This window comes from Desmospora profundinema, assembly GCF_031454155.1.
GTDB classification, from domain to species: domain Bacteria; phylum Bacillota; class Bacilli; order Thermoactinomycetales; family DSM-45169; genus Desmospora; species Desmospora profundinema.
The window spans coordinates 406,154-429,589 of the sequence record NZ_JAVDQG010000004.1 but is presented as its reverse complement, the minus strand read 5'-3'; the positions used below and the strand labels follow the sequence as shown (position 1 = coordinate 429,589).

The 23,436-nt window shown below is 51.1% G+C and carries 24 protein-coding genes; 5 read left to right on the top strand and 19 right to left on the bottom strand.

Going from position 1 to position 23,436, the window contains the following annotated elements; genetic code table 11:
• Nucleotides 1–164 precede the first annotated feature (164 nt).
• The 4 genes from JOE21_RS11090 to JOE21_RS11075 form a co-directional block, all read right to left on the bottom strand.
• Nucleotides 165–845, bottom strand: coding sequence for a hypothetical protein (locus tag JOE21_RS11090; RefSeq protein ID WP_309865955.1), 681 nt, complete (start codon nt 843–845; stop codon nt 165–167).
• A gap of 847 nt (nt 846–1,692) precedes the next feature.
• Complete coding sequence (locus JOE21_RS11085) at nt 1,693–1,842, bottom strand: hypothetical protein (RefSeq protein WP_309865953.1); 150 nt, start codon at nt 1,840–1,842, stop codon at nt 1,693–1,695.
• Between the two features lie 270 nt (nt 1,843–2,112).
• Nucleotides 2,113–2,508 carry a HesB/IscA family protein gene (locus tag JOE21_RS11080; protein ID WP_309866095.1) on the bottom strand — a complete coding sequence of 132 codons (396 nt, stop codon included), beginning with the start codon at nt 2,506–2,508 and terminating at the stop codon, nt 2,113–2,115.
• Nucleotides 2,508–2,789 (bottom strand): Spo0E family sporulation regulatory protein-aspartic acid phosphatase, encoded by a 282-nt coding sequence (locus JOE21_RS11075; RefSeq protein ID WP_309865951.1) that lies wholly within the window; start codon nt 2,787–2,789, stop codon nt 2,508–2,510. The genes JOE21_RS11080 and JOE21_RS11075 overlap by 1 nt, the downstream gene beginning before the upstream one ends.
• Before the next feature lie 329 nt (nt 2,790–3,118).
• Between JOE21_RS11075 and JOE21_RS11070 the strand changes: the two genes are divergently transcribed.
• The gene (locus JOE21_RS11070) at nt 3,119–4,186 is read left to right on the top strand and encodes an aminopeptidase (protein WP_309865949.1); all 1,068 of its coding nucleotides are present in this window, start codon (nt 3,119–3,121) and stop codon (nt 4,184–4,186) included.
• A gap of 115 nt (nt 4,187–4,301) precedes the next feature.
• Here JOE21_RS11070 and JOE21_RS11065 read toward each other — a convergent pair whose 3' ends face one another.
• Nucleotides 4,302–4,562 carry a DUF1450 domain-containing protein gene (locus tag JOE21_RS11065; protein ID WP_309865948.1) on the bottom strand — a complete coding sequence of 87 codons (261 nt, stop codon included), beginning with the start codon at nt 4,560–4,562 and terminating at the stop codon, nt 4,302–4,304.
• A 439-nt stretch (nt 4,563–5,001) separates the two neighbouring features.
• Here JOE21_RS11065 and JOE21_RS11060 point away from each other — a divergent pair, with 439 nt between their 5' ends.
• Nucleotides 5,002–6,807 (top strand): LPXTG cell wall anchor domain-containing protein, encoded by a 1,806-nt coding sequence (locus tag JOE21_RS11060; RefSeq protein WP_309865946.1) that lies wholly within the window; start codon nt 5,002–5,004, stop codon nt 6,805–6,807.
• A gap of 163 nt (nt 6,808–6,970) precedes the next feature.
• Nucleotides 6,971–7,606: a class D sortase, LPxTATN-specific gene (srtD, locus tag JOE21_RS11055; RefSeq protein WP_309865944.1), complete on the top strand. Its 636-nt coding sequence runs from the start codon at nt 6,971–6,973 to the stop codon at nt 7,604–7,606.
• 42 nt (nt 7,607–7,648) lie between these two features.
• Here the strand turns inward: srtD and JOE21_RS11050 are convergent, their stop codons facing one another.
• The 4 genes from JOE21_RS11050 to JOE21_RS11035 form a co-directional block, all read right to left on the bottom strand.
• Nucleotides 7,649–7,966, bottom strand: a complete 318-nt coding sequence (locus JOE21_RS11050; RefSeq protein WP_309865942.1) for an HPr family phosphocarrier protein — start codon at nt 7,964–7,966, stop codon at nt 7,649–7,651.
• Between the two features lie 197 nt (nt 7,967–8,163).
• Complete coding sequence (locus JOE21_RS11045) at nt 8,164–8,493, bottom strand: YuzD family protein (protein ID WP_309865940.1); 330 nt, start codon at nt 8,491–8,493, stop codon at nt 8,164–8,166.
• A gap of 16 nt (nt 8,494–8,509) precedes the next feature.
• On the bottom strand, nt 8,510–9,646 hold the full coding sequence (locus JOE21_RS11040; protein ID WP_309865939.1) for a bifunctional cystathionine gamma-lyase/homocysteine desulfhydrase: 1,137 nt from the start codon (nt 9,644–9,646) through the stop codon (nt 8,510–8,512).
• Nucleotides 9,647–9,651: 5 nt separating this feature from the next.
• Nucleotides 9,652–10,575: a PLP-dependent cysteine synthase family protein gene (locus tag JOE21_RS11035; RefSeq protein ID WP_309865937.1), complete on the bottom strand. Its 924-nt coding sequence runs from the start codon at nt 10,573–10,575 to the stop codon at nt 9,652–9,654.
• A gap of 259 nt (nt 10,576–10,834) precedes the next feature.
• Between JOE21_RS11035 and JOE21_RS11030 the strand changes: the two genes are divergently transcribed.
• Nucleotides 10,835–11,065 carry a NifU family protein gene (locus tag JOE21_RS11030; protein WP_309865935.1) on the top strand — a complete coding sequence of 77 codons (231 nt, stop codon included), beginning with the start codon at nt 10,835–10,837 and terminating at the stop codon, nt 11,063–11,065.
• Nucleotides 11,066–11,175: 110 nt separating this feature from the next.
• Here the strand turns inward: JOE21_RS11030 and JOE21_RS11025 are convergent, their stop codons facing one another.
• The 6 genes from JOE21_RS11025 to JOE21_RS11000 all read right to left on the bottom strand — a co-directional run bounded on the left by JOE21_RS11025 (nt 11,176) and on the right by JOE21_RS11000 (nt 18,816).
• A complete protein-coding gene (locus tag JOE21_RS11025; RefSeq protein WP_309865933.1) occupies nt 11,176–12,186 on the bottom strand; it encodes an ABC transporter ATP-binding protein in 1,011 nt (336 codons plus the stop codon).
• A complete protein-coding gene (locus JOE21_RS11020) occupies nt 12,183–13,214 on the bottom strand; it encodes an ABC transporter ATP-binding protein (RefSeq protein ID WP_309865931.1) in 1,032 nt (343 codons plus the stop codon). The genes JOE21_RS11025 and JOE21_RS11020 overlap by 4 nt, the downstream gene beginning before the upstream one ends.
• A gap of 19 nt (nt 13,215–13,233) precedes the next feature.
• The gene (locus JOE21_RS11015; RefSeq protein WP_309865930.1) at nt 13,234–14,154 is read right to left on the bottom strand and encodes an ABC transporter permease; all 921 of its coding nucleotides are present in this window, start codon (nt 14,152–14,154) and stop codon (nt 13,234–13,236) included.
• A gap of 7 nt (nt 14,155–14,161) precedes the next feature.
• A complete protein-coding gene (locus tag JOE21_RS11010; protein WP_309865928.1) occupies nt 14,162–15,091 on the bottom strand; it encodes an ABC transporter permease in 930 nt (309 codons plus the stop codon).
• A 132-nt stretch (nt 15,092–15,223) separates the two neighbouring features.
• A complete protein-coding gene (locus JOE21_RS11005; protein ID WP_309865926.1) occupies nt 15,224–16,840 on the bottom strand; it encodes a peptide ABC transporter substrate-binding protein in 1,617 nt (538 codons plus the stop codon).
• Nucleotides 16,841–17,190: 350 nt separating this feature from the next.
• The gene (locus JOE21_RS11000; protein ID WP_309865924.1) at nt 17,191–18,816 is read right to left on the bottom strand and encodes a peptide ABC transporter substrate-binding protein; all 1,626 of its coding nucleotides are present in this window, start codon (nt 18,814–18,816) and stop codon (nt 17,191–17,193) included.
• Nucleotides 18,817–19,140: 324 nt separating this feature from the next.
• Here JOE21_RS11000 and JOE21_RS10995 point away from each other — a divergent pair, with 324 nt between their 5' ends.
• Complete coding sequence (locus JOE21_RS10995) at nt 19,141–19,509, top strand: DUF3899 domain-containing protein (protein WP_309865922.1); 369 nt, start codon at nt 19,141–19,143, stop codon at nt 19,507–19,509.
• A gap of 329 nt (nt 19,510–19,838) precedes the next feature.
• On the opposite strand, the gene JOE21_RS10990 is transcribed toward JOE21_RS10995, so the two are convergent.
• The 4 genes from JOE21_RS10990 to JOE21_RS10975 are packed head-to-tail and all read right to left on the bottom strand — an operon-like array spanning nt 19,839 to nt 23,406.
• Nucleotides 19,839–20,513, bottom strand: a complete 675-nt coding sequence (locus tag JOE21_RS10990) for a LutC/YkgG family protein (protein WP_309865920.1) — start codon at nt 20,511–20,513, stop codon at nt 19,839–19,841.
• Nucleotides 20,506–21,927: a LutB/LldF family L-lactate oxidation iron-sulfur protein gene (locus JOE21_RS10985; RefSeq protein WP_309865918.1), complete on the bottom strand. Its 1,422-nt coding sequence runs from the start codon at nt 21,925–21,927 to the stop codon at nt 20,506–20,508. The genes JOE21_RS10990 and JOE21_RS10985 overlap by 8 nt, the downstream gene beginning before the upstream one ends.
• Nucleotides 21,924–22,652, bottom strand: coding sequence for a (Fe-S)-binding protein (locus tag JOE21_RS10980; RefSeq protein ID WP_309865916.1), 729 nt, complete (start codon nt 22,650–22,652; stop codon nt 21,924–21,926). The genes JOE21_RS10985 and JOE21_RS10980 overlap by 4 nt, the downstream gene beginning before the upstream one ends.
• A gap of 25 nt (nt 22,653–22,677) precedes the next feature.
• Nucleotides 22,678–23,406, bottom strand: coding sequence for a FadR/GntR family transcriptional regulator (locus JOE21_RS10975; RefSeq protein ID WP_309866092.1), 729 nt, complete (start codon nt 23,404–23,406; stop codon nt 22,678–22,680).
• Nucleotides 23,407–23,436: the final 30 nt, after the last annotated feature.

Below are 23,436 nucleotides of genomic sequence, written 5' to 3'. Positions count from 1 at the left end.
GCATTTGCAACTGACGTACATAAAGTTCACATGGTCACACGATACGTGTGGAAATAATTTAAATACACCAATACACCTTCCTCCTCCCGTTCTTATATCAGCATTTTGGGACAAAAAAATAAGGCGCCGTGTGTAGCGCCTCATACATATCCATTTAACAAATGCTATCTCAAGTTAACCGTCTTATATCTTGTCTGGGTTCTAATGTAGCCCGTGTAATTAGACTTCTTATAATATTTGGAAATATATTTAGCAGTTATTTTCTTGCCACATTTTTTATAATACACATCTGTCTTTACATATTGATCGCGAGGGAGGATATCATCTATTACTGACAGTAATATCGCCAATCCTCCCACCACGAATTTCTGTCCAATGATCAACATTAGAGCAGTTAGAGCAACTTTTAAAGCGGCTTTTTGAAATTTATTACTCCCTTTCAGTGTCGTAACGTATTTGTATTTGCTACACTTTGCTGCCATCATTATTCCATCTTCTGTTTCTTGCGCTAACCCCTCACTAAAATTTGAGATTAACTCGTTAACCATTGACTCCATTTCAACTACTTCGGAATTATCCATTGTGTTAGAGTCTAACGTTACCTTATTAGTTTTTTTGTCACGTGTAACAGACACAATATTTCCATCCTCAAAGTAGACAACAATCTGATTCTGGTTTACAACTTTGATGTCTTTAATGTCTTCATCTTGCCTTAGCTCCTCAAAAATATCATTCCTGTTAGCCACATCATTTGGTGCAGCCATCGCAAAGGAAGGCACCAATGCTGAAAAAACGAGAGAAAAAGCCGAAATTAGAATAATACACTTGAACAAGCTGTTTTTCACAGGAATCTTCCTTCCTAATTTGGTGTAATTTTTCAACCCACGCTGAAATATACTATATAGTAAATAAATAAGTCAATATGTATTTGAAAAATTTTTTGGATTGAAAACCCTGCGCTATGTGCTTATAATGAAAATATACCTTTTTTTTGAAGGAGGGAGTTTTATTTTGGTGAACAATAAAAAGAACACAGGGAAAGCGAAAACACTAATTAAAGTTATCGTGATCACTTTACTCGTCATCCTATTCTTTATCTCGGTAGCTACGGACAGTATGCTTTGGGTTGATATAGGAGTAATCCTAGCAGCCATAGCATTATGTATATTTGGGATTATGGACTTGAAAGCTGATAGGGACCGGAAAGGCTCGATTTTCATTATAATAGCAGGATCGGTCTGTGCATTAACTATTTTTGTTCGTTTGATCGTATAGGAAAAAATTTAAATGCCGCTCCGGTATGATTTACTCCAGAGTGGCATTTTCCAATTGAACAGCACAAAGATCAAGTTAATCGTTGTGGTCTTCCTCTTTGTCTCCTCTGCGCTTTGTCATCTATATTTGCTCTTACCTATATAGTTGGTTGGTTGATCGTCTGGTGTGGCGTTTTTGCTCAACTTTTCCCCTCATTACGAGGTTACGGACGCCATTTTGCAGGTTAACGCGAAAAAAAATTATGACTCCCATTTATGCCACGCTCTTGCTCATTCTTGCTAACACCCGTCGTGCTGTCCGTTCATCGAAGCCTCACACTGGACAGTTGGACACGTCCTGGAATCTCCGCCTTTCTGTTGTTCCTCATTCTTTTCTTGGTTGGATTTATAAAAAGGCGCCTTGCGGCGCCATCCTACGTTATACCGCTTCGACTTCCCCCGCCTCTTCTACCACTTGTCCAGCAGCGATCGTAAATCCGCGACCGGATTTATCATAGAACATGCCATAAAATCCGATTCTCTCCCAATCGATCCCATACCATCCAGGTGCAAAAATATCGCCATGCATTTGAGTAATCTTTAATCGTTCGATCCCGTAAACCCTCACCTTTCTTCGCGCTAATAAAATACTCAAATGCTGCGTTAAGCTCTAATTTAAGCTTTCGTTGTTGCGTATTTTCTGTCGATGCTGCCCGAGCTGTTACTCGTTTTCTTCGCACAAAAAACCGCCTCCTAACGGTGCAATACCGTCAAGAGGCGGTTAAATGATGCGTATCATCCTTGAATCAACGGTTGATAACCGATAAAAATCTATCGCCTAGTCCGCAACCCCTGCGCCTTAACACTTCTCCGGCATACCTTCTTTCGTCGCCGTCCGGAAGGAGGTGCCGCAGCCGCAGGTGGCGATGGCGTTGGGGTTTTGGATGGTGAAACCCCCGCCCATCATCGATTCCTTGTAATCGATCTGCAGACCGCGGATCAACGGTTCGCTCTCCTTGTCCACCAAAACACGAATGCCGTGCAGTTCCACTTCCTCATCCTGATCGGTCTTGGTTCCTTCAAATCCCATGCTATAGGTAAACCCGCTGCAACCTCCGCCTTTGACGCCGACACGGAGGTACTGATCGGGATCTTCTTCATCCTGGAGCATCTCACGAATCCGGTGTCCGGCTCGCTCCGACAATTCAATCACGCAACATCCCTCCTTCAGTGGCGTGATGGATGGTAACTCCATTATACCGAGATGATGCAGGAGATACAACCAGACCCGTGCCCGGCAGGACGGTTCATGCAAGAGCCAATGGCCGCTTCCCGGATTTCGTAGGGGTAGCACCGCATCATGTAGACGTCTTTTTCCTCCGTTTTCTGCAGACGATTCCATTCATTGTGAAGCTTGTCCAATTGTTGACTGATATGAATCACAACGGGGTGATACAGACCCCGTTTCGCTGCTTCCCGTTCCATAGTGGAACGTAATCTCTCCATTTCCCTCTCCACCCGCTGCCGTTCGACCATGATTGCCCCCTGCCTCTCCATCCACTTGTCCGATTATCAGAATGATACCCTACATTGCCAGAAAATCAAACATGAATAGACGGAATTACGCTTAATCTGTTATATCTTTACTCCATTGGATGTATAAGGTGTTAAAACGAGGGAATCCAACACCATCCAACAAGAACATTTGTTTCCATTTTAACCGATGAGATCGAATCTTTCAATCAAAAGTTTCATGGGGGTTTCCTTACCCGAAAGCATTCTCCAGCTATGGTATAGTGAGTGTGGCTGCTTAGGCAGCCGATGATGTTCTAATCGTTTCCAATCCATCTGAAAGGATGATCGACATGCCCGATCCCCGTGTGAAACAGCTCGCCTCCACTCTGGTGGACCACTCCATCCGAGTGAAAAAAGGTGATCAGGTTGTGATCCATTCCACTCCTCTCGCCCGGCCATTAATTGAAGAAGTGTACCGTCTCATTGTGCGTCGAGGGGGATTTCCGTTTGTTGACCTGGGGTCCACATACGCCCGTATCTTGTTTGAGGAAGCCAGCGAAGACCAGCTGGACCACATTCCGGACATCATACGAACCGTTTACCAACAGGCCGATGCCACCATCAACATTGACGCACCAGAAAACCGCCGTGATCTGACCGGGATCGATCCGGATAAAATCCAACGGCGCCGCAAAGCCTCCATGCCCATAATGGAACGCTTCATGCGTAATGAAGCCCGCTGGGTGGTCACGGTCTTCCCGACTCCCGCCCTCGCTCAAGATGCCGACCGTTCCTTGCCGGACTATGAAGACTTTGTTTACAAAGCGGTAAACATCGATTGGCCTTCCCTCAAACAAGCTATGGAGAAAGCCAACACCCGCTTCAATGAGGCGAGAAAGGTGCGCATCATAGGTAAAGGGACGGATCTCACCCTTAGTATTGAAGGTCGTCAGGGTGTAATTGACGGAGGGGAAAACAATATGCCCGGGGGTGAGTTCTTTTTTGCTCCCCTGGAAGGAAAAACAGAGGGGACGATTACATATGAATGGCCCGCTGTACTCGCCGGTCGTGAAGTTTCGGGGATTCGCCTCACCTTCCGCGAAGGAAAAGTGGTGGAAGCTTCCGCGGAAAAAGGAGAAGATTATCTCCACCAGGTGCTGAACACCGATGAAGGCGCCCGTTACCTGGGAGAGCTGGGGATCGGTTGCAACAACGGAATCCAGGAACATACCCGCAACATTCTCTTTGACGAAAAAATCGGCGGCAGCATCCACTTGGCTTTGGGCCGAGCCTATGAGGAATGCGGCGGCACCAATCGGTCCGCCGTCCATTGGGACATGGTCAAAGACTTACGCGAAGGCGGGGAAATCCACCTGGACGGCCATCTGGTCCAAAAAGACGGAAAGTGGCTTTTCTGATAAGAAAAACAAAAACCCGGCGCCTTCATGGGCACTGGGTTTTGTTTATGATCACGGCCATGGAGCCGGACAAACCGCATGATATTCGATTTTTCCACCCAGTAAAGGAAGGCTTTTAAAGCAGGTCGAACAGATCTTCCATCTGCTTTTGCTGCTTTTCGATTTCAGAGCGGATATTGGCAAGCAGCTCCTGTCGGCTTTCTCCGGTGACAATCTCCCCATTCACCATGGCATAGGGGGTCTGTGCACACAGCTCACAATTGCCCAAGCAGGGGCTTTCTAACACCTCGATCTCCGGATCTTTTTCCAACTCTTCCTTCACTTCCATGACCTCGGGGGTTAACCGGCTGAGACAAAACTCGACCATCGGTTGCATCCCCATCACTCCTATCAAAGGGGGTTGTGCGGGATGATCCGCCGTCCCTTCCCTTTATTGTATCTGGAAACCGGACTTCTTAAAAGGCTGTGAAAGCGATCGGAAAAACACGCCTTATCACCTATATATAGGAATAAAGTCTTATTTTATGAAAAAGTTTTGTCGATTGGAGTCGAACTCCCCATTGTTTTTTCACATTTTTAACTGATTTCTAATGGAGCCTTCTGGAAATCTATCCTCTCTTCTTCATCTGATCACATGCAAACCCCACCCTGAAGGCAGATGAATATAACTTTGCGAAAATTTTCTTTCGTAATTTTAGTAGTAATTTGGAATATAAGGGATTGTTCTGTTCAGATGGTTGATATTGTCCACTTGATGGGCCCGTGATAAACTGTTTTTGTGCAAAATTTGGTTACGATTATAAGGAGGGTTAAACTTGAGAAAACTCTCACTTCTAATGGTTTTTGCCATGCTGCTCACCATCATGCCGTCAGGCCTTGTATTCGCCAACTCCCTTGAAGGGAGCACCGGCACGATCGGAGAGGCAAATATGCAACAAGGGGATGTCAACACTGCCGATCCTCAGGAGAAACCATTAGGAGATGTTCCTCATGAAAAAGAAAGAACAAAAACGGAGGATAAAGAAGGCTCCGAGTCCGGAACCAACCAGTCTGAAGACAGCATCGATCGCAATCAACAAAAACAGGCGGAAATAAAAGCCGCAGAAGCGCAGGAAAATATTCAATTGGAACTGGAAGGCCGCGTCAACCAAGACAACAACCAGGGAGTAGTGGATGCCTACATTCGGAACGTGGCCCCCATCGGAGCGATTACCAAAGGGAATTTCACCTTTACCCTCCCTGATGGCACACAAGCCGAGGTAAAGAAATACAGTGAAACATCCGCCAGGGGAACATTTCAGAACCTCCCTGCCGGTAAACATGAAGTCACCGTTCAGTTTAAAGGCACGATTCAATTCTTTATTTGGGAATTCCCCCTGGAAACCTCCGGTACCGTGACCCTCTCCTCCCTCGGTTTAAAGCTGGGCCCTCATGATGTCCATGACGAGAGAGCCGAAATCCGTATCCCCGCCAAAGTGGTGGGAGGCGAGCAGGTCCGCGGCACCTGGACGTTTACACTCCATAACGGCCAACAAGCGGAAAAAGTGGTGATCCATCCTGATCATACGGCAACCGGCATGTTTAGCCACCTTCCTGCCGGTGACTACACCGCCGCTGTCTCTTTTAAGGGATATGTGGACGGCCAACGTGTTGAATTGAATGAGCGTTACCGCTTCTCCGTGGAAAAACCGGAACCGGGAAAAGAGTACCAACTGACCGTCAATCACTCCTTTGACTATAACGAGGAAAAGGATCTTGCTTCCCTTATTGTGGAGGCTTCGATCCCGAACGCGAAGGAAGCCAGCGGAACATGGGTGTTCACGCTTAACAACGATGATGAAATCAAGTACAAGCGAAACGGCACCAAACAGTCCCACGTTTTTAACCTGTATGCGTTGGAACCGGGAGAAACTTATCAGATCGACGTACACTTCGATGGAAAAGTCGATGGAGAGACACAGGACTTGAAGTACCCATACACGTTCACCATTCCGGAGATGCATGTTACCTTGCCTGCTTGTTCCGAAACGGGATTGACCATTGACACCGGCCTTTCCCATGCCGAAAGTGCCGAAGGAATTTGGACGATCATCGTGTTTCCATGGGACGACGGTTGGTGGGGTGAACTGGCAAGCTTTTTCTTGGACAATGAAAAGGACGAATTCTTCCTGGAACACGAATCTGATCGAGCGCAGGGTCTAACCTACTCCCATACGTTCAGCCGGAAAGAGCTGAATGGCTTCCCTCCCGGCAATTACACGGCAGTTGCTTTCTTTGAGGGAGACGTGGATGGGTCACGCTTCCCCCTGATTGCCGCTGAAGTGGATTTCACCATCGATGAAAAAGCGGCCTGTCTGCTGCCCGGTGATGGAAACGGCAAAAACCCGGGTAACAAAGATCCGGGGGGCAAAACCCCGGATGATGAAAAAAAGCCCGGAGATAAGGGTACCATCACCCTGGATCCCAAAGAAGGCAAAAAAGTGGTGGACCAAGTCAAAAACGGCGCGAAACTGCCGAAAACCGCCACTTCTCACCCTTGGGGTATCCTGGTCGGCGGATTGTTGGCTGCATTGGGAACGCTCCTCTTCTTTCGTAAGAAATGGACTCTCTTGAAACGCTGATTCCCATCGATCACCGTCTTCAAGCAGCCCTGCGAAAAGATATCGCGGGGTTGCTCCGTTTCCCCTTGATTTCAATTGTTCCAAAGGGTAGACCGTGGTAAGATAGATGCGATCCAAACGATTGATTCAACCATGGAACCCGTCCCCAAGGAGGCAAGTGTCGGTGATTCGGAAAATTGCCATTCTCATGATCCTGCTCGGGGGGATCATCTTGATTTACAACGGCTACCACTGGTGGGACCAGTTGCGCGTGGTGGTCCGCGATCCACAGTTGGCCATGGCCGTAGCCGATGACTGGAACGATACTCAAACCCAACCCACATTGGATAAAGGCGTGGACACAGAGTGGACCCCGGAACGAGGGGACTTGATCGGGGAGTTGGTCATCCCCCGGATCGGTGCCATTCTCCCTATCGTGTACGGTACAGGGGATGAGGAGTTGGCTGATGGGGTGGGCCAATATATCGGATATGGCACGGTTCTGCCCGGTCAAACCGGCCACAGCGTCTTGGCGGGACATCGGGAGACCGTTTTCCGCCGAGCCGGGGAAATTGAAGAAGGCGACCGTCTGTATGTCAAAATGAACGGTTATACTCATACGTACCAAGTGCGTAAGCATTGGATCGTGGATGAAGATGACCGGTCGGTCATCGTCCCTCTCAAAGAACCCGCCCTCACCCTCATCACATGCTATCCCTTTAACTTGGTGGGCAGCGCCCCTGAACGGTATATCATCCGTGCCGAGCTGATCAAAAGCGTAAAAGACCCCAACCAGAGCCTGCTGCATTCCAGCAAATGAAAAATCCAGCCATGAGCTGGACTTTTTTTGGCATCAATCTCCTTAAAGAAGAATACTCTTCTCCGACGCCGACGGTTCCACTACAACTCCCACTGGCAGCTGGTCCACTAACACCCTTATCGCGTCGGAAGAACCGGAACCGGTCACGACCAAACGTACGGCTTCGCCCGCTTTTACGTTCATCATCAGGGATACCACTCCCAACAAGCCTTTGCCATTGGCGGTGCTGGTTCGATACTCCAAGGTAACGGGATTGTCCACTCCCCTTGCCACACTGACAAACCAGGCTACTTCTTGGACGTTCCAGGTTCGTTCCATACGCAAGGTTCGTTCTATACGCAAGGCCCGTTCCACCCGCATTTCCTACCCCTCCCTGCTTTTATGTAAGATTATATGACATATAGATCGACATAAAGGATTTCGAATCGTTTTATGTAAGATTATTTTACATCCAAATTCATGCAGCGTCAATGATCCATGTTCATTCCAGCAGGACAAATCACATCAACCCTCCTATGTTCATGACACAGGAGGGTTGATTCCCAAACGTTTTCTTTTTATTTCTCGTCGACAGAGGAGAGACCCATCTCCTCCAACTTTCGCTGGATTGCGTTCAGTTTGGGGTTTCCTTCCCCGACGATTTCATGATCAATCACCACGACCGGATACCAAAGATCCTCTTCGATCACCCGGCGGGAAAAAGCTTTCTCATCCGTTCCCTCCGGGTCATGGATGTCAATATAACGTACGTTGACCGCATCTCCGAACTTCCGTCCCAATGCGGCTTCCAACCAAGAAGCGGTTTCTTGGGCAGAAGGAAAGTTGACACAGCTGGCACACCGTTCTTCCGCCCCGTACACCTGTACGTTTACCGGTGCTTTCGCCACGGGATCTCCCCCTTTCTCAGCCGTTCAGGGCAAGTTCTAAGTCTTCCATCAGGTCATTTACATCTTCCACCCCAACTGAGATCCGAACCAGGCCGTCAGAGATCCCCAACTCGCGCCGACGTTCCGGTGGAATCGAGGCATGGGTCATCCTCGCCGGAACAGAAATGAGACTCTCCACTGCTCCCAGGCTTTCCGCCAGTGTAAACCAACGGGTACGCCCCAGTACCTGTTCCGCCCGTTCACCGTTGCCCACATCAAAGGAGATCATTCCGCCAAAGCCTCGGGCCTGGCGGGTAGCAATATCATGTCCGGGGTGATCGTTCAGCCCCGGATAAAAGACAGAAGTGACATCCACCCGTTTCACCAGCCACTCCGCCAGTGTACGGGCACTCTCCTCGTGTTGCCGCATGCGCAATCCCAACGTTTTCATTCCTCGCATCAGAAGCCAGGAATCCTGAGGTGGCAAGATCCCACCAATGGAGTTTTGCAGGAAGTGGATCGATTCACCCAGCGCTTCCTCTTTCACCACCGCCAACCCAGCCACGACATCACTGTGGCCGCCCAGGTATTTGGTCGCGCTGTGAACCACGATATCCGCTCCGAGATCCAGGGGATTTTGCCAATATGGAGTGAGAAACGTGTTGTCCACGATCAGCATCAAGTCGTGTTCACGGCAGATCGCGGCGACAGCGGCAATGTCCGTCACCTTTAAAAGCGGGTTGCTCGGTGTTTCCAAAAAGACCGCTTTGGTTTCCGGACGGATGGCCCCGCGGACCGCTTCCAGATCACTGGTGTCCACAAAGGCCGCCTCCACTCCCATCCGGTTAAACACACGGCTTAAGACACGATAGGTTCCGCCGTAGATATCGTCCCCCACCACCAAATGATCACCCCGGTCAAACAGGGCTAAGACGGTGGAGATCGCCGCCATCCCGGAAGAGAAAGCGAATCCGCGACTCCCGTTCTCCAGGTCGGCGATTAATTGTTCCAGCGCGGCCCGGGTGGGATTGCCCGTACGGGAATACTCATAGCCCCGGTGTTGACCGATCGCATCCTGTTTGTAAGTGGAGACTTGGTAGATGGGGACACTAACCGCCCCGGTCCGTTCATCTCCAAACACGCCTCCATGGATCAGTTTGGTATCCATTCGCATCCTGGTCACTCTCCTCCGTAAATATTCTGGCTCAGGTATCGTTCACTGCTGTCCGGAAACACAACTGCGATGGTGGTGCCGGCAGGAGCCAGACGTGCTTCTTGTAAAGCAGCGTAAAAGGCGGCTCCGGAAGAACTGGCCACTAACAACCCTTCCCGCGATGACAGTTCGGTCACCATCCGGAATGCGTCTTCATCGTTCACCGTATGAATGGCATCAAAATAAGCAGGATCCATGTAATCCGGCAAAAATTCCATTCCGATCCCTTCCGTCCGGTGAGGACCCGGATCGCCGCCCCCCAGAATGGATCCTTCCGGTTCCACAATGACGGTTTTGATATTTGGATTTTTTTCTTTCAGAAAGCGGGCACACCCCATAAAGGTCCCTCCGGTACCGGCACCGGCAACAAAAATGTCAACCTTCCCGTCAAGCTGTTCCCAGATTTCCGGGCCGGTTGTCAAGTAATGCGCCTCCGGGTTGGCCGGGTTTCCAAACTGTTGCGGGCAGTATGCCCCTTCGATCTTTCGTTCCAGCTCCCGGGCCTTGGCGATTGCCCCCTTCATTCCCTCTTCTGTGGGAGTATTCACCACCTCTGCTCCCAATGCCCGCATCAGCTGCTGCTTTTCCTGAGAAAATTTCTCCGGTACGACGAAGATCACTCGGTAACCGGTCCCAATGGCGGCCAATGCCACCCCGATACCCGTATTTCCCGCGGTGGGTTCGATAATCGTTCCGCCGGGAGCCAGCTTTCCGCTTTCTTCCCCCGCCCGGATCAAGGAAAGACCCAAGCGGTCCTTGACGCTCCCTCCCGGGTTGAACGCTTCCAACTTCGCGTAGATTTTAACGCCTTCAGGCAGATCGAATCGCTTAATTCGAACCATTGGCGTATCACCGATCAGATCTTTTATATCCTCAACGACTCTTCGCATAGGCTCTTCCACTTCCCCCTTGAGTACATTCCGGAAGATCAAACCCACTCAATCTTACCATGACTGTACGCCCTCACAAAACATTTTATTCGCATAGGAATAATAAGTTTATTAGGCGCGACTTTTTTCCTTCCTTTCGGTATAATAAAAATAGGAATCATTTATGAAAACAGACGGATTGATTTGTCCGGGGAAACTGACTACAATAGCCATAGAAGGGCTAGATCGGTCGGGGTTCGTATAGAGCCTCTGAAAGGAGATGGAACCCATGGAAACACAAGTACAAGAAGTCTTGGATAAATTGCGTCCCTTCATTCAACGGGACGGCGGAGACGTCGAATTGGTGGAAATCGTGGACGGTGTGGTGCGTGTCCGCCTCCTGGGAGCATGCGGCAGTTGCCCCAGCTCCACCATCACCCTGAAAGCCGGGATCGAACGCGCTTTGGTGGAAGAAGTTCCGGGTGTCACCGAAGTGGAACAAGTGCTCTGATCACTCATAGCCAATCCACTCCCCTTCCCCGTCCGGGAAGGGTTTTTCACTTTTTATAGGACGAGAAATCAAGCATCCCTCGGCTTTTCCGGGAGATGCTTGATTGTTTGTTACCGCTTGTTCCGTTCTTCTTTTTCGAGGGATTCCTCTTGGTATAAGTGACAGGAAACCCAATGCATGGGGCGTACTTCCTGCCATTTTGGACTCTCCTTGACACAGATGTCCATCACTTTCGGACAGCGGGTCCGAAAGCGGCAACCGCTGGGCGGATCGATGGGGCTGGGAACATCCCCTTCAAGAATAATCCGTTCCCGCTTGCCTTCCATACCGGGGTCCGGAATCGGCACCGCGGACAGAAGTGCCTCCGTGTAGGGATGAAGCGGATTGTCGTACAGCTCCTGACTTTCCGCCAATTCCACCAGGTTGCCCAGGTACATGACCCCGACCCGGTCACTGATGTACTTTACCATGGACAAATCATGAGCGATAAATAAATAGGTAAGCCCTTTTTCCCGCTGCAACTTCTTCATCAGGTTGACAACCTGCGCCTGAATGGATACATCCAGAGCGGAGATGGGCTCGTCCGCAATGATAAAATCCGGATCGACCGCCAGCGCCCGGGCGATTCCGATCCGCTGTCGCTGCCCCCCGCTAAATTCGTGAGGAAACCGCTCCGCATGTTCTTCGTTGAGACCCACCGTCTTCAATAATTCCATCACACGCAACCGCCGCGCTCTGCCCTTGGCCAATCCGTGGATATCCAAACCCTCGGCGATAATGTCACCTACGGTCATACGGGGGTTCAGGGAGGCATAAGGGTCCTGGAAAATCATCTGCATTTCCCGGTTGAAATCCTTTAGGTTGCGGCCCTTCAGATTTTTGGTGGTGCGCCCTTTAAAGCGAACCTCTCCGTCAGTGGCCTCATACAAGCGGATGATCGTCCGGCCGATGGTGGATTTGCCACAACCGGACTCCCCCACCAGGCCCAATGTTTCCCCTTTATATACCTCAAAGCTGACATCGTCCACCGCTTTAACGACTTGGCCGCCCCCCATATGAAAGTGTTTCTTCACATTCTTCACTTCCAGGATTTTTTCCACCCGGGGTTCATTCATGCTCATTTGGATCCCCCTCCCACTACTTCAGCCGGCGGTTCAACCGCAGGTGCCATCGGGTGTTCAAGCCAGCATGCCACCTGATGAAATCCGTCGCGGCCGACAACGGTGGTCTCCGGCATCTCTTGTGTACAGATCTTCATGGCATGCTTGCACCGGGCGGCAAAGGGACAACCCTTCGGCGGCGACAGTAGATCCGGCGGGGTACCCGTGATCGGGTTGAGCTCCTGCTCCCGCGTTTGATCCAGCCGGGGCATCGATCCCATCAGTCCCCATGTATAGGGGTGACGCGGGTGATAAAAAATCTCTTCCACGGTGCCCGACTCAATCACCTTGCCGGCATACATCACCACGACCCGGTCAGCCGTTTCCGCCACGACACCCAAATCATGGGTGATCAGGATGATGGACGTGTTCAACTTCTCCTTCAGTTCGTTCATCAAATCCAGAATCTGCGCCTGGATGGTTACATCCAAGGCAGTGGTCGGCTCGTCGGCGATGAGCAGTTTGGGAGCGCAGGCTAATGCGATGGCGATCATGGCCCGTTGACGCATACCGCCGCTGAATTGGTGCGGATACTGGTTGATCCGGGATTCCGGGCTGGGAATCCCCACCAATCGCAGCATCTCCAAGGCACGGACTTTCGCTTTGTCCTTGGATAGGTGTTGGTGTTTGATCAACCCCTCCATAATTTGACGACCCACGGTCATCGTCGGGTTCAGGGAAGTCATCGGGTCCTGAAAGATCATCGCGATCTCTTTCCCGCGAATCTTTTCCATCTCCTGCTCCCGCAACTTGGTTAAATCTTTGCCGTTAAAGAGGATTTCCCCTTTTTTAAACACCCCCGGCGGCCGGGGAATAAGGCGCATGATGCTTTGGGAAGTGACACTTTTCCCGCAGCCGGATTCCCCCACCACTGCGACGGTTTCCCCTTTGCGAACATCGAAGCTGACGCCGCGTACCGCCTTCACTTCCCCATTGTAGGTGGAAAAGGAGACATGCAGGTCTTTTACTTGCAGCAAGTTGTTTTCCATCACAGGGTCCCTCCTTTCTTTATTGGCGCAGTTTGGGATCCAGGGCATCCCGCAATCCGTCACCCAACAGGTTGAAACTAAACATCAGCAAGGACAATACCGCTGCCGGGATAAAGGTTTGATACGGATACAACTGCAATAACTTGTAGCCGTCATTGATCAACACGCCCAAACTGGCCTGGGGCGGATTGAGACCCAGCCCGATAAAGCCGAGAAACGCTTCAAAAAAGATAGCAGTGGGAATGGTAAACATAATGGTGATAATGACCGGTCCGAATACATTGGGCAAAAGATGCTTGGTCAGCATCCGACGGCTCCCTGCCCCCAGCGTGCGGGCAGCCAACACGTATTCCTGGGATTTCAGCTTCAGCATCTGCGCTCGCACAATTCGGGCCATCGGCACCCAACCGGTCAGTGAAATGGCCAAGGCGATTGCAAAGATCCCCGGTTCTAACACCAACAGAAGCAAGATGATCATAATCAGGTTGGGAATACCGTAGAGGACCTCAATCACCCGCTGCATCCAGGTGTCCACCCGTCCACCGAAATAACCCGAAATCGCACCGTAGGTCAACCCGATCGTCAGATCGATTCCCGCCGCAATCAAGGCGATCAACAGGGAAATGCCCGCTCCGTACCAGGTACGGGTCCACAAATCCCTTCCCAAAGCATCCGTACCGAACCAGTAGTCGCCAAAAGAAGATTGATTCAGATATTCATACTGCTGTTGATTGATCGTGTAGGGATTCATCTCCGGTCCCACGACGGCCATTACCCCGATCACAAGAATCAAGAACAGTCCGATCATCGCTCCCCAGTTGGAACGGAACCGGCGCCAGGCATCCTGCCAAAAGCCGATCCGCTTGCGGCGGACCATTTCCTGTTCCGACTGCTGGATATGGGCCGGTTCAAACAAATCCGGCGTTACGTTTTTCGCCATGTTCCGTTCACTCCTTTGCTTCCGTGATGCGGATCCGCGGGTCGACTACGCCGTACAGGACATCGACGATAAACATACTGAGGATAATCAGAAAGCTGTAGAAAATGGTAACACCCATAATCAGGGTGTAGTCATTGATATTGATGGATTCTACGAAGATCCATCCCATTCCAGGCACACCAAAGATCCGTTCCACCACCAATGTGCCCGTGAGCAAATTGACTGCCAAGGGACCCAGGATGGTTATGGCCGGAATCAGGGAATTGCGCAAGGCATGGCGCACGATGGTGACTCCCCGGGACAATCCCTTTGCTTTCGCCGTCTTCATGTAGTCCTGCCCGAGCACTTCCAGCATTTCCGTCCGAATGTACCGGGAGATCTGAGCGATCACCAACACGGACAGCGCCAACGACGGCAAGACGGAGTGCTGCCAGGTACCCCACAGTCCCGGCGGAAGAATCCCCCACTTTACGCCGACATAATAGGATAAGAGTGCAGCAAACACAAAACTGGGGATGGAATATCCCAACACCGCCAAGGTGGTTGCCGCGTTATCCACCCAAGTGCCGCGGCGCAAGGCGGCGATACTGCCCAATATCACACCGAGCAGGACACCAAATACCAGCGCTTGCAACCCGATCTGAGCGGAGGCCGGAAAACCCTGTGAAATGAGGTCGGAGACGGAACGACCGTCATAGTGATACGAAATCCCTAAATCTCCTTGCAGCAAACTGCCTAGATACTGCACATACCGTAGTGGCAGCGGTTGATCCAGCCCGTATTCGCGCAGAATCTGCTCTTTCAATTCAGGCGGAAGACGGTCTTCGTTGGACAAAGGGGAACCCGGTAGCAAGTTCATCAGGAAAAACGTGATGGTGATGATGACCCATAGGGTGATCACCATGTAAATGGCGCGTTGCAGAATGTAACGGCCCATGCCTTCACTCCCCTTTCGTTCAATTTTCTAAATCCTATGGACTATTCCGTGGATAGCGCACAGAAGGTATATGACCCGATGGGACCATATACCTTCTCGCACTCCGCTATCCAAAGATGCGCTGTTCTTCGCTTACTCCTCGATGTATGTCCACTTAAAGGTGCGGTCCGCACCGAAGGGATGGCGGTAGAGTTCCTTGACTTTCTCATCTTGCAGGTTCAGGCGGGAACGGTGGTAAATCGGCACCAGACCCATCTCGTTCATCAGGATCTTCTCCGCTGTGGCCAAGTCTTTGGCGCGCTCTTCGAAGTCCGGGTTGGACAGGGATTTTTCAATCAACTTGTCGTACTCTTTGTTGCTCCACCCGCCCCGATTGTAAGGACCATCGGTGACCATCAGATCCATGAAGGTCATGGGGTCGTTGTAATCGGCACCCCAGCCGGCGAAGCTAAATTGGAAGTCTCCGTTGGATTCGCGATCCAGTTTCTGCTCGAAAGGAAGGATTTGGATTTTGACATTGATGTCTAATGCACTTTCCAACGCTTCTTTCATATACTCTTGTTCTTTCTTTCCTTGATCGTGATCGTAACCGATCAATTCCACCGTCGGCAGTTTATCCAGGCCGACTTCTTTTAACCCTTCTTTCAGCAACTTCTTGGCTTCTTTCGGGTCGGCTTTCGGTTTAATATGGTTACCGGAAAGTTCACGGAACGATTGGTCCTCCACTTGAATCACGGAAGGAACCAATCCGGCAGCCGGTTCGGAACCGTCTTTACGGAGTTTGTCCGTAATCGTGCTGCGATCCAGCACCATGGAGAAGGCCTTCCGGATCTTGCCGTTGTCGAAGAACTTTTCATCGGTGTTGAATTGCAGATAGAACGTAGTGGACTCGGGAACTTCAACCACCGATTCACTGTCTGCATACTTGTCGACGAAATCGTCGCTCAACGTGGCTACATCCAGTTTACCGGTCTCAAACAGGTTCACCCCGGTGGAGGTTTCTTTCACAATGCTGAAGTTGATTTCAACCAACTTCACGGACTCATGATCCCAGTATTTATCGTTTTTCTTAAGCTGGTAGCTCTTTTGGTGCTGCCAGTCGGACATCACGAAGGGGCCGTTGTAGACCATCTTGTCCACTTCAGTGGCATATTTGTTCCCATGTTCTTCAAGGATATCCTCCCGCTGCGGGTAGAAGGTGGTAAAGGTGAGCAATCCTTGGAAGTACGGAATCGGTTCCTCCAATTTCACTTCAAGGGTTTTATCATCCAGTGCTTTCACACCCACATCTTCCGGGTTGCCTTTTCCAGTGTTGTATTTCTGAGCACCTTTGACCGGGTACATGATGTATGCGTATTCAGACTTGGTTTTAGGATCCAGGGCCCGCTTCCAGGCATACTCGAAATCCTGCGCCGTCACCGGCTCCCCGTCGCTCCATTCGGCCTCGCGAAGTTTGAAGGTGTAGGTCTTTTTATCTTTGCTGATCTCCACATCCTCGGCCATTCCTTCAACCGGCTCGTTGTTCTTGTCCAGGCGGTAGAGACCTTCCATGACGTTATTCAAAATTTCATTGGATACTGCATCAGTGGTGGTGGCGCTGTCCAATCCCGGTGGTTCCGACGTCTGCATTAGATTGAGGACTTGTTTGCCCTCCCCGCCGTCAGCCGCTTGATCCACACCGCCGCAGGCACTCAAAAACAGACTGGCGGCCAACAAGATGGCCAGCGATAGTTGAAACCTCTTGCCCACTAGGATTCCCCCCTTATAAGGATGAAATTTTTCTGTTTATGTCATAGGCAAAACCCATAACACCCAAGTAATGAAGTGATAAAGTTGAAACCGGTTGTCCAAATGATTCAATTCGACCGAGAGGTCGAAATTCCTCCCGCTCCACCCTATGTAGGTTATACGAATGCAGTATAAAACGGGATAAATTTCACACAATTTAGCGTAATTATATGTGCCATAACTATCATATCTTCAATTGCATAAAAAATCAAAGACGAATTTTATGGATGTTTATTCTATTTATTTACTAACAAAAGAAAGAATCCCCATTGGAAAACGAGGATTCTTTCTTTGTAAAAAACCTGCGATTATTATTCTTTTCCGTCTATATAAGCCCACTTCAGGCTCAACTCAGCACCCACGGGATGGCGATAAATATTTTTGACATACTGTTTTTGGAGGAAAATCTTGCCACGATACAGAATCGGTGCAATGGGCGCTTCATCCAACAAAAGTTTTTCCGCCTCTACAAAGTTTTGAGTCCGTTCTTCGTTGTTGGTGTTGCCTTTTGATTTCTGGATTAATTCATCGTACTCTTTGCTGGACCAATCCGCCCAGTTGTAGGGACCGTCACTCACATAGATGTCGAGGAAGGTTTGCGGGTCGTTGTAATCCGCCCCCCACCCGGCAAAGGTGATTTCAAAGTCGCCAGCCAGCTCGCGATCCAGTTTCTGTTTAAAGGGTTTGGGATCGATCTGAACATCCAGATCCAGATTGTTGCGCAACTGCTCCTGCATAAACACAGCCGCCTGACGCCGTTCATCATCATAGCTCAACAGCGTGATGCGCGGGGTGGTGGAGAAGCCGAGTTCCTCCATTCCTTCTTTCAACATCCGCTGCGCCTCCTGCGGACTGTACTGATGACCGTCAGAAGCCACATCCCGAAATACCTGGTTGTCACTGGTGAAGATCGAGGGCGGCACAAAGCCGAAGGCGGGTTCCGAACCATCCTTCATAATTTTCACGAGGGATTCACGGTCAATCGCAAAACTGATGGCCTTCCGGACATTCTCGTTGGAGAGGAAATCGTTGTTGGTGTTAAAGACCAAATACTGGGTGGCCGCTCCGGTAAACGGTAAGTACTCCGGACTCTTCTGGAAAGCTTCCGCCAAACTGGAGCTCAACTCCGCCACATCCACCTGATTTCCCGTATACAGGTTGACGCCTGTGGCGGTATCTTTCACGATGTTTAAGTTGACCGTCTCCAACCGAACCACGTTCCGATCCCAATACGTTTTGCTTTTCTTCAATTGAATGCTTTGTTCATGTTTCCATTCCGCTATATCATAGGGGCCGTTAAAGACCATTTGATCCGCTTCTGTTCCGTATTTATTCCCGAATTCCTCCACCGCACTCTCATTCAGCGGCAGGTAGGTGGCAAAGGCGGTCAGGCTGAGAAAGTAAGGACTGGGGGCTTCCAATTGCACTTCCAGGGTCTTTTCATCCACTGCTTTGACTCCCACGTCATCTGCGGAAGCTTCCCCGGTATTATAGGCCTCTGCATTTTTCACCGGGTAAAGGATGTAAGAATACTCCGCTTTGGTTTCGGGGTTGAGCGTACGCTTCCAGGCGTACTCAAAATCATGGGCCGTTACCGGTTCGCCATTACTCCAGTTGGCGTCGCGCAATGAAAATGTGTAGGTCGTTTTATCGTCGGAGATGTCGACGCTGGAGGCCATGGCCGGTTCCGGCTTGTTATCCTTGTTGAGGCGATATAATCCTTCCATCACATTGTTCAAAATATCAAAGGAATACGCATCACTGGCCAGCGAAGAGTCCAGGGTTGGCGGTTCTGTCGGAAAGGTCATGTTCAGCTCTTGGTTCTCGTCGATACCCTTTTCCCCATCCTGTGCTCCGGTCTGCACACCGCCACACCCGGCCAATACCAAACTGAATACCGTCAGCAAGGTGAGGACCATCGTCAACCGTTTCCTCATGTTCGATTCTCCCCCATTCTTATTAAAACCAGAGTTTGGCAGGGATTTTTTTATAAACCATTACTAGGATGAAATCCATCGAATAAAATTATGACCTTGTCCATTATAAATGAAAATCACAGGGGAGGAAAGAGTTGTCGCAAAATTATTAGAGATTAAAGTTTGCAATCGCTATCATTATATTTCATAAAATATGGTATATAATAAAAACAAGTTTCCTTTTATAAAAAACCAGGATTCTTTATGGAAATAGTCAAAGGAGAAAAGCCCTTTCTTGTGGAAAAACGATTCATCACACCCGATATCGGAAAGGAGGAACCCCATTTGCGAAAGAGCCGAACTCTATGGTCCCTCGTTGCCAGCATCCTGATTGTAGCAGCTTGTTATGCCGCATCCGGCGGAACAACATTCCGATTGATCGACAATTTATTCTTGGTGGGCATGATCCTTCTCGTCGTGGCGGGAATTTATACCGTGATCTCGGGCGGATTTTTCAGTCTGTTCTCCAAAGGATTCCGCGCCATGTTCTCTTCCAAAGCGGAAAAGGAGTACGGTGGATATGATGAACCATTAGGTGAAGAGGATGGACAACGAAAAGAACGGGCCAGCCAAGTGAATTGGGCCGCTTCCATTGCTTTGATCACGGGTCTTTTGATAACAGCACTTTCTTATCTTCTCACTTTTCTTCTCTAAATCTATCAAGATCCCCTGCCCCTTGTTAGACGAGCCCTTTGGGGGAGGGCATAAAAAAACAGGCCGGGCATCGGAAGAGGGGCGATTCCGATGCCCGGCCTGTCTTTTCCAACGGGATACCGTTGTTTTCCTCGTTTCGCCTCTATTGTACACGCGTCTCCCTCAATATTTCTCCCGTGGATCCCCCAACCCATAAAAAAGCCTGACATCGAAGAAGAGTTTAAATTCTCCCCGATGTCAGACCTGTCCCGTAAAAAAGTCCCTTTTCGCCAGCAGTAGGGCTGTAGAGTTGTATCTCGATTTTTTTGCCGGAACAAACAGACCGCCATTTATCCTTTCATCGCATCCACCACATATACCCGTAATTCGCCAGGCCCGTGGACTCCGATACTCAGATCGTTCTCGATATCGGAAGTGCGGCTGGGACCGGAGATGAAATTGATGCAGGAAGGGGGGCATCCCTGCTCCCTGATCCAGGAAAGGGCCGGTTCCATCCGGGGCAAGATGCGACTGGCGGGCAGAATGACCCACAACGCCGCAGGCAGCAGGCTGACACTGCGCCCTCGGCCCTTGTCGTTCCACAACATCACCGTTCCGGAAAAGGCCAGTCCCCACTCGGCCCGAACCAGACCCACATCCGCCTGTTCTGCGGAACGGATGCTTTTATCCGGATGAGAAGGGTCCCATCGGTCCACTTGCTCCAGGGGAGCTCCTTCCAGCAACGGGGATAAAACGGGATCATTCCAGGCAACCAGCCGTTTCACCCGCTGTTGACGCATATCGTGGTGCAAGCGTTCAGACAAGGCTTGTCGGTGTGGAACCTGAATCACATCGGCTCCCGCCTGTTCCAGGTTCGCCGCAAATTGTTCCAGCCCTCCCTCCTTCAGCTCGTCCCAAGGTTGATCCGGCCATTCCGGAGCCTCGACCGTATCCGGGCGGGGGCGGCCCAAGCGCTGGGAAATCCTCTCCAGGAAAGCGTCTTTTTTTGAAAGCTTGTCATTCATCCGCCTTCCCCCCTTCTTCCCGCCACCACTGTCGGAAGGATTGGCGGGCCGGCGCGGGGAAATCACGGGTATCGGTCCAAGGTTTCAATGGACCCCAGCCTGTTTGCAAGTAGCCGTCTTCCGCCACTTGGCGGGCGAGCCATCCCCCTGACCGTGCCCCTGCCTCAAACAACCCCGGCCGTTCCGCGACAAGTCCAAAACCCTTGAAAGCGAGACGTTCCGCCCAGGAAGTCTCTTTTTGCGCCACTTCATCCCGGCGCAAATCCAACAAGTGGTCATGCAGCGGAATACGAACCGGACACGCTTCCGTGCAAGCGCCGCACAGACTGGAAGCGTAGGGAAGCTCCTGCCAGCCGTCCAGCCCCTCCAGGAGCGGGGTCAACACGGCCCCGATGGGACCGGGATACACCCCGCCATAGGCGTGGCCTCCAATCTGACGATAAACGGGACAAACGTTGATACACGCCCCACAACGGATGCAGTTCAGCACCGACTGATAATCGGTCCCCAGCATGGAGGAGCGGCCATTATCCACAATCACCACGTGCAGTTCTTCCGGGCCGTCCCCGTCCTCTTGTCGCCGGGGGCCGGTGATCGCCGTTACATAACTGGTGATCGCTTGGCCGGTAGCACTTCGGGTCAACATGGTAAGAAGGATATCGAGATCGGTCCAGCGGGGGGCCAGCCGCTCCATTCCCATCACCGCGATATGCGTCCGGGGGAGAGTAGTGGTGAGTCGGGCATTTCCTTCGTTACTCACCAACACCAGTGCCCCCGACTCCGCTACGCCAAAGTTGCAACCGGTGATGCCGATATCCGCCTCCAGAAATTTTTGCCGCATCCGTTCCCTGGCAAACCGGGTTAAAATGTGGGTTTCCGGCGGCAGTTTCTCCCCTGCCTCTTTTGAGAACAGTTCTGCCACCTGATCGCGATTTTTGTGGATCGCAGGAATGATGATGTGAGAGGGGGCTTCCTTCGCTAATTGCACGATATACTCCCCCAGATCCGATTCCACTACCTCCACTCCCGCGTCCTCTAAAACGCGATTCAAATCGACCTCTTCCGACACCATCGATTTGGATTTAACCACCGACCGCGCTTTTTTCGCACGGATGATGTCCGTCACCACGTCGATGACGTCTTGGGACGTATCTGCGAAATGAACAACGCCACCGGCTTCTTCCACCTGTGTCGTAAATTGATCCAGATAGGTGTCCAGGTGTTGGATGGTATGCTGTCGAATCGCCTCGGCCCGCTTGCGCCAAGCTTCCCAGTCCCCCATGTCGGAGGCGGCGCGTTCTTTGCCACCGCGCAGTTTGTCCTGCGTACGGCGAACCGCCTGGCGCAAAAAATCATCCTCCATCGCTTGCTCCACCCGTTTGGTGAAAGGAAGAGTCGAAGCTCCCAGGCTCATGACATCCACCCCCGATCCAACACTTGCGCCACGTGAAGCACTTCCACCGGATGTCCCTTGCGGCGGATGCGGCCTCCCAGGTGCATCAGGCAGCTCATATCGGAACCGATAAGATAGTCGGCTCCCGTCGAGCAAACGTGATCCACCTTTTCATCTGCCATGGCGGTGGAGATATCGGCCATCTTGACGGCGAAGGTACCGCCAAAGCCGCAGCAATCCTGATGATAGGGCAATTCCTTCAAGGTAAGCCCCTCCACCTGAGATAACAACCGGATGGGCGGATCGGACAAGTCCAGCATCCGGTACATATGACAGGAATGGTGGTAGGTGGCGGTACCATCCATCTTAACGGGAAGATGGCGGTCCCCCCAATTTTTTACCATAAATTCGGAGAACTCAAAACAACGGGAAGCGAACTGCTCGGCACGCCTTTCCCATTCTGCCTCTCCTGAAAACAACGCGGGATAGTAGTGACGCACCATAGCCGCACAGGAACCCGAGGGCGTCACTACCGCTTCAAAACCCTCAAAGGTTTGGATCATCTGGCGCGCCGCCCGCTTAGCCTCTTGCTGATATCCGCTGTTAAAGGCAGGCTGCCCGCAACAGGTCTGACCTTCCGGAAAATCGATCTCCGCTCCTAGACGGCGCAACACTCGGACCATACTGGTCCCCACTTCGGGATAAAACACGTCCGACAGACAAGTGATAAACAAACCAACCCGCACGAGCCTCACTCCTTTCGACGGATGTTCACTCTTTCAACGATTCCGTTTCCCCGAACCGGCGCAACACCTCTTCCACTTGAACCAAATGCGCCAGCATTCGCTGTTGGGCCAAGGTGCTGTTTCGATCCCGAATCGCTTCATAGATGGACTGATGATCACGCAGAAGCCGCTCGGCCATCGCCTCTTCAGCATACAGCCAAATCCGGCGGCTCTCCCGCATCGTCTGTCGCATCGTATCTGAAATCGTATTCATCATGTCAACCAGAATTTGATTCTTCGTTCCTCGAGCGATCGCGAAGTGGAAATGGACATCCGCCTGTTCCCCGAGCTCTTCCTGTCCCAGAGCGGCTTCCATCTCCGCAAGAGCCCGTTCCATCTCCGCCAGGTCCGACTCCTCTCGCCGCCCAGCACAGATGGCGGCGCTTCCCACTTCCAATACTTTTCGCACTTCCAATAGATCCATAATCTGCTCCCGGCTCATCAACAAGGCGGAAGCGATCGGGCGGGACAAGGCATGAATATCGAAAGGGCGCACATAGGTCCCCTCTCCCTGCCTCATCTCCAATAACCCCATCGCCCGTAGAGCGGAGAGCGCCTCCCGCACGGCAGACCGGCCCACATCGAAACTTTCGGCCAGTTCCTTAACGGATGCCAACTTGTCCCCCGGCTTTAATTCCCCCCGCTCCATCATTCCTTTGATCTCTTCCGCCACTTCCTCATATATTTTTTTTCGTCGTATTTGTCGGAACGCCAATGCGATCACCCCGTGGAAAGGAACTTTCGT

What these genes read in the sequence shown, in the direction of transcription:
- JOE21_RS10990 (WP_309865920.1), bottom strand. Translation starts at nt 20,513, where the DNA reads ATGAATGACAAGCTTTCAAAAAAAGACGCTTTCCTGGAGAGGATTTCC.
- JOE21_RS11000 (WP_309865924.1), bottom strand. Translation starts at nt 18,816, where the DNA reads ATGAGGAAACGGTTGACGATGGTCCTCACCTTGCTGACGGTATTCAGT.
- JOE21_RS11070 (WP_309865949.1), top strand. Translation starts at nt 3,119, where the DNA reads ATGCCCGATCCCCGTGTGAAACAGCTCGCCTCCACTCTGGTGGACCAC.
- JOE21_RS11040 (WP_309865939.1), bottom strand. Translation starts at nt 9,646, where the DNA reads ATGCGAATGGATACCAAACTGATCCATGGAGGCGTGTTTGGAGATGAA.
- JOE21_RS10985 (WP_309865918.1), bottom strand. Translation starts at nt 21,927, where the DNA reads ATGAGCCTGGGAGCTTCGACTCTTCCTTTCACCAAACGGGTGGAGCAA.
- JOE21_RS11085 (WP_309865953.1), bottom strand. Translation starts at nt 1,842, where the DNA reads ATGCATGGCGATATTTTTGCACCTGGATGGTATGGGATCGATTGGGAG.
- JOE21_RS11015 (WP_309865930.1), bottom strand. Translation starts at nt 14,154, where the DNA reads ATGGCGAAAAACGTAACGCCGGATTTGTTTGAACCGGCCCATATCCAG.
- JOE21_RS11025 (WP_309865933.1), bottom strand. Translation starts at nt 12,186, where the DNA reads ATGAGCATGAATGAACCCCGGGTGGAAAAAATCCTGGAAGTGAAGAAT.
- JOE21_RS11065 (WP_309865948.1), bottom strand. Translation starts at nt 4,562, where the DNA reads ATGCAACCGATGGTCGAGTTTTGTCTCAGCCGGTTAACCCCCGAGGTC.
- JOE21_RS11030 (WP_309865935.1), top strand. Translation starts at nt 10,835, where the DNA reads ATGGAACCCATGGAAACACAAGTACAAGAAGTCTTGGATAAATTGCGT.
- JOE21_RS11080 (WP_309866095.1), bottom strand. Translation starts at nt 2,508, where the DNA reads ATGGAGTTACCATCCATCACGCCACTGAAGGAGGGATGTTGCGTGATT.
- JOE21_RS11010 (WP_309865928.1), bottom strand. Translation starts at nt 15,091, where the DNA reads ATGGGCCGTTACATTCTGCAACGCGCCATTTACATGGTGATCACCCTA.
- JOE21_RS11075 (WP_309865951.1), bottom strand. Translation starts at nt 2,789, where the DNA reads ATGGTCGAACGGCAGCGGGTGGAGAGGGAAATGGAGAGATTACGTTCC.
- JOE21_RS11035 (WP_309865937.1), bottom strand. Translation starts at nt 10,575, where the DNA reads ATGCGAAGAGTCGTTGAGGATATAAAAGATCTGATCGGTGATACGCCA.
- JOE21_RS11020 (WP_309865931.1), bottom strand. Translation starts at nt 13,214, where the DNA reads ATGGAAAACAACTTGCTGCAAGTAAAAGACCTGCATGTCTCCTTTTCC.
- JOE21_RS11050 (WP_309865942.1), bottom strand. Translation starts at nt 7,966, where the DNA reads ATGCGGGTGGAACGGGCCTTGCGTATAGAACGAACCTTGCGTATGGAA.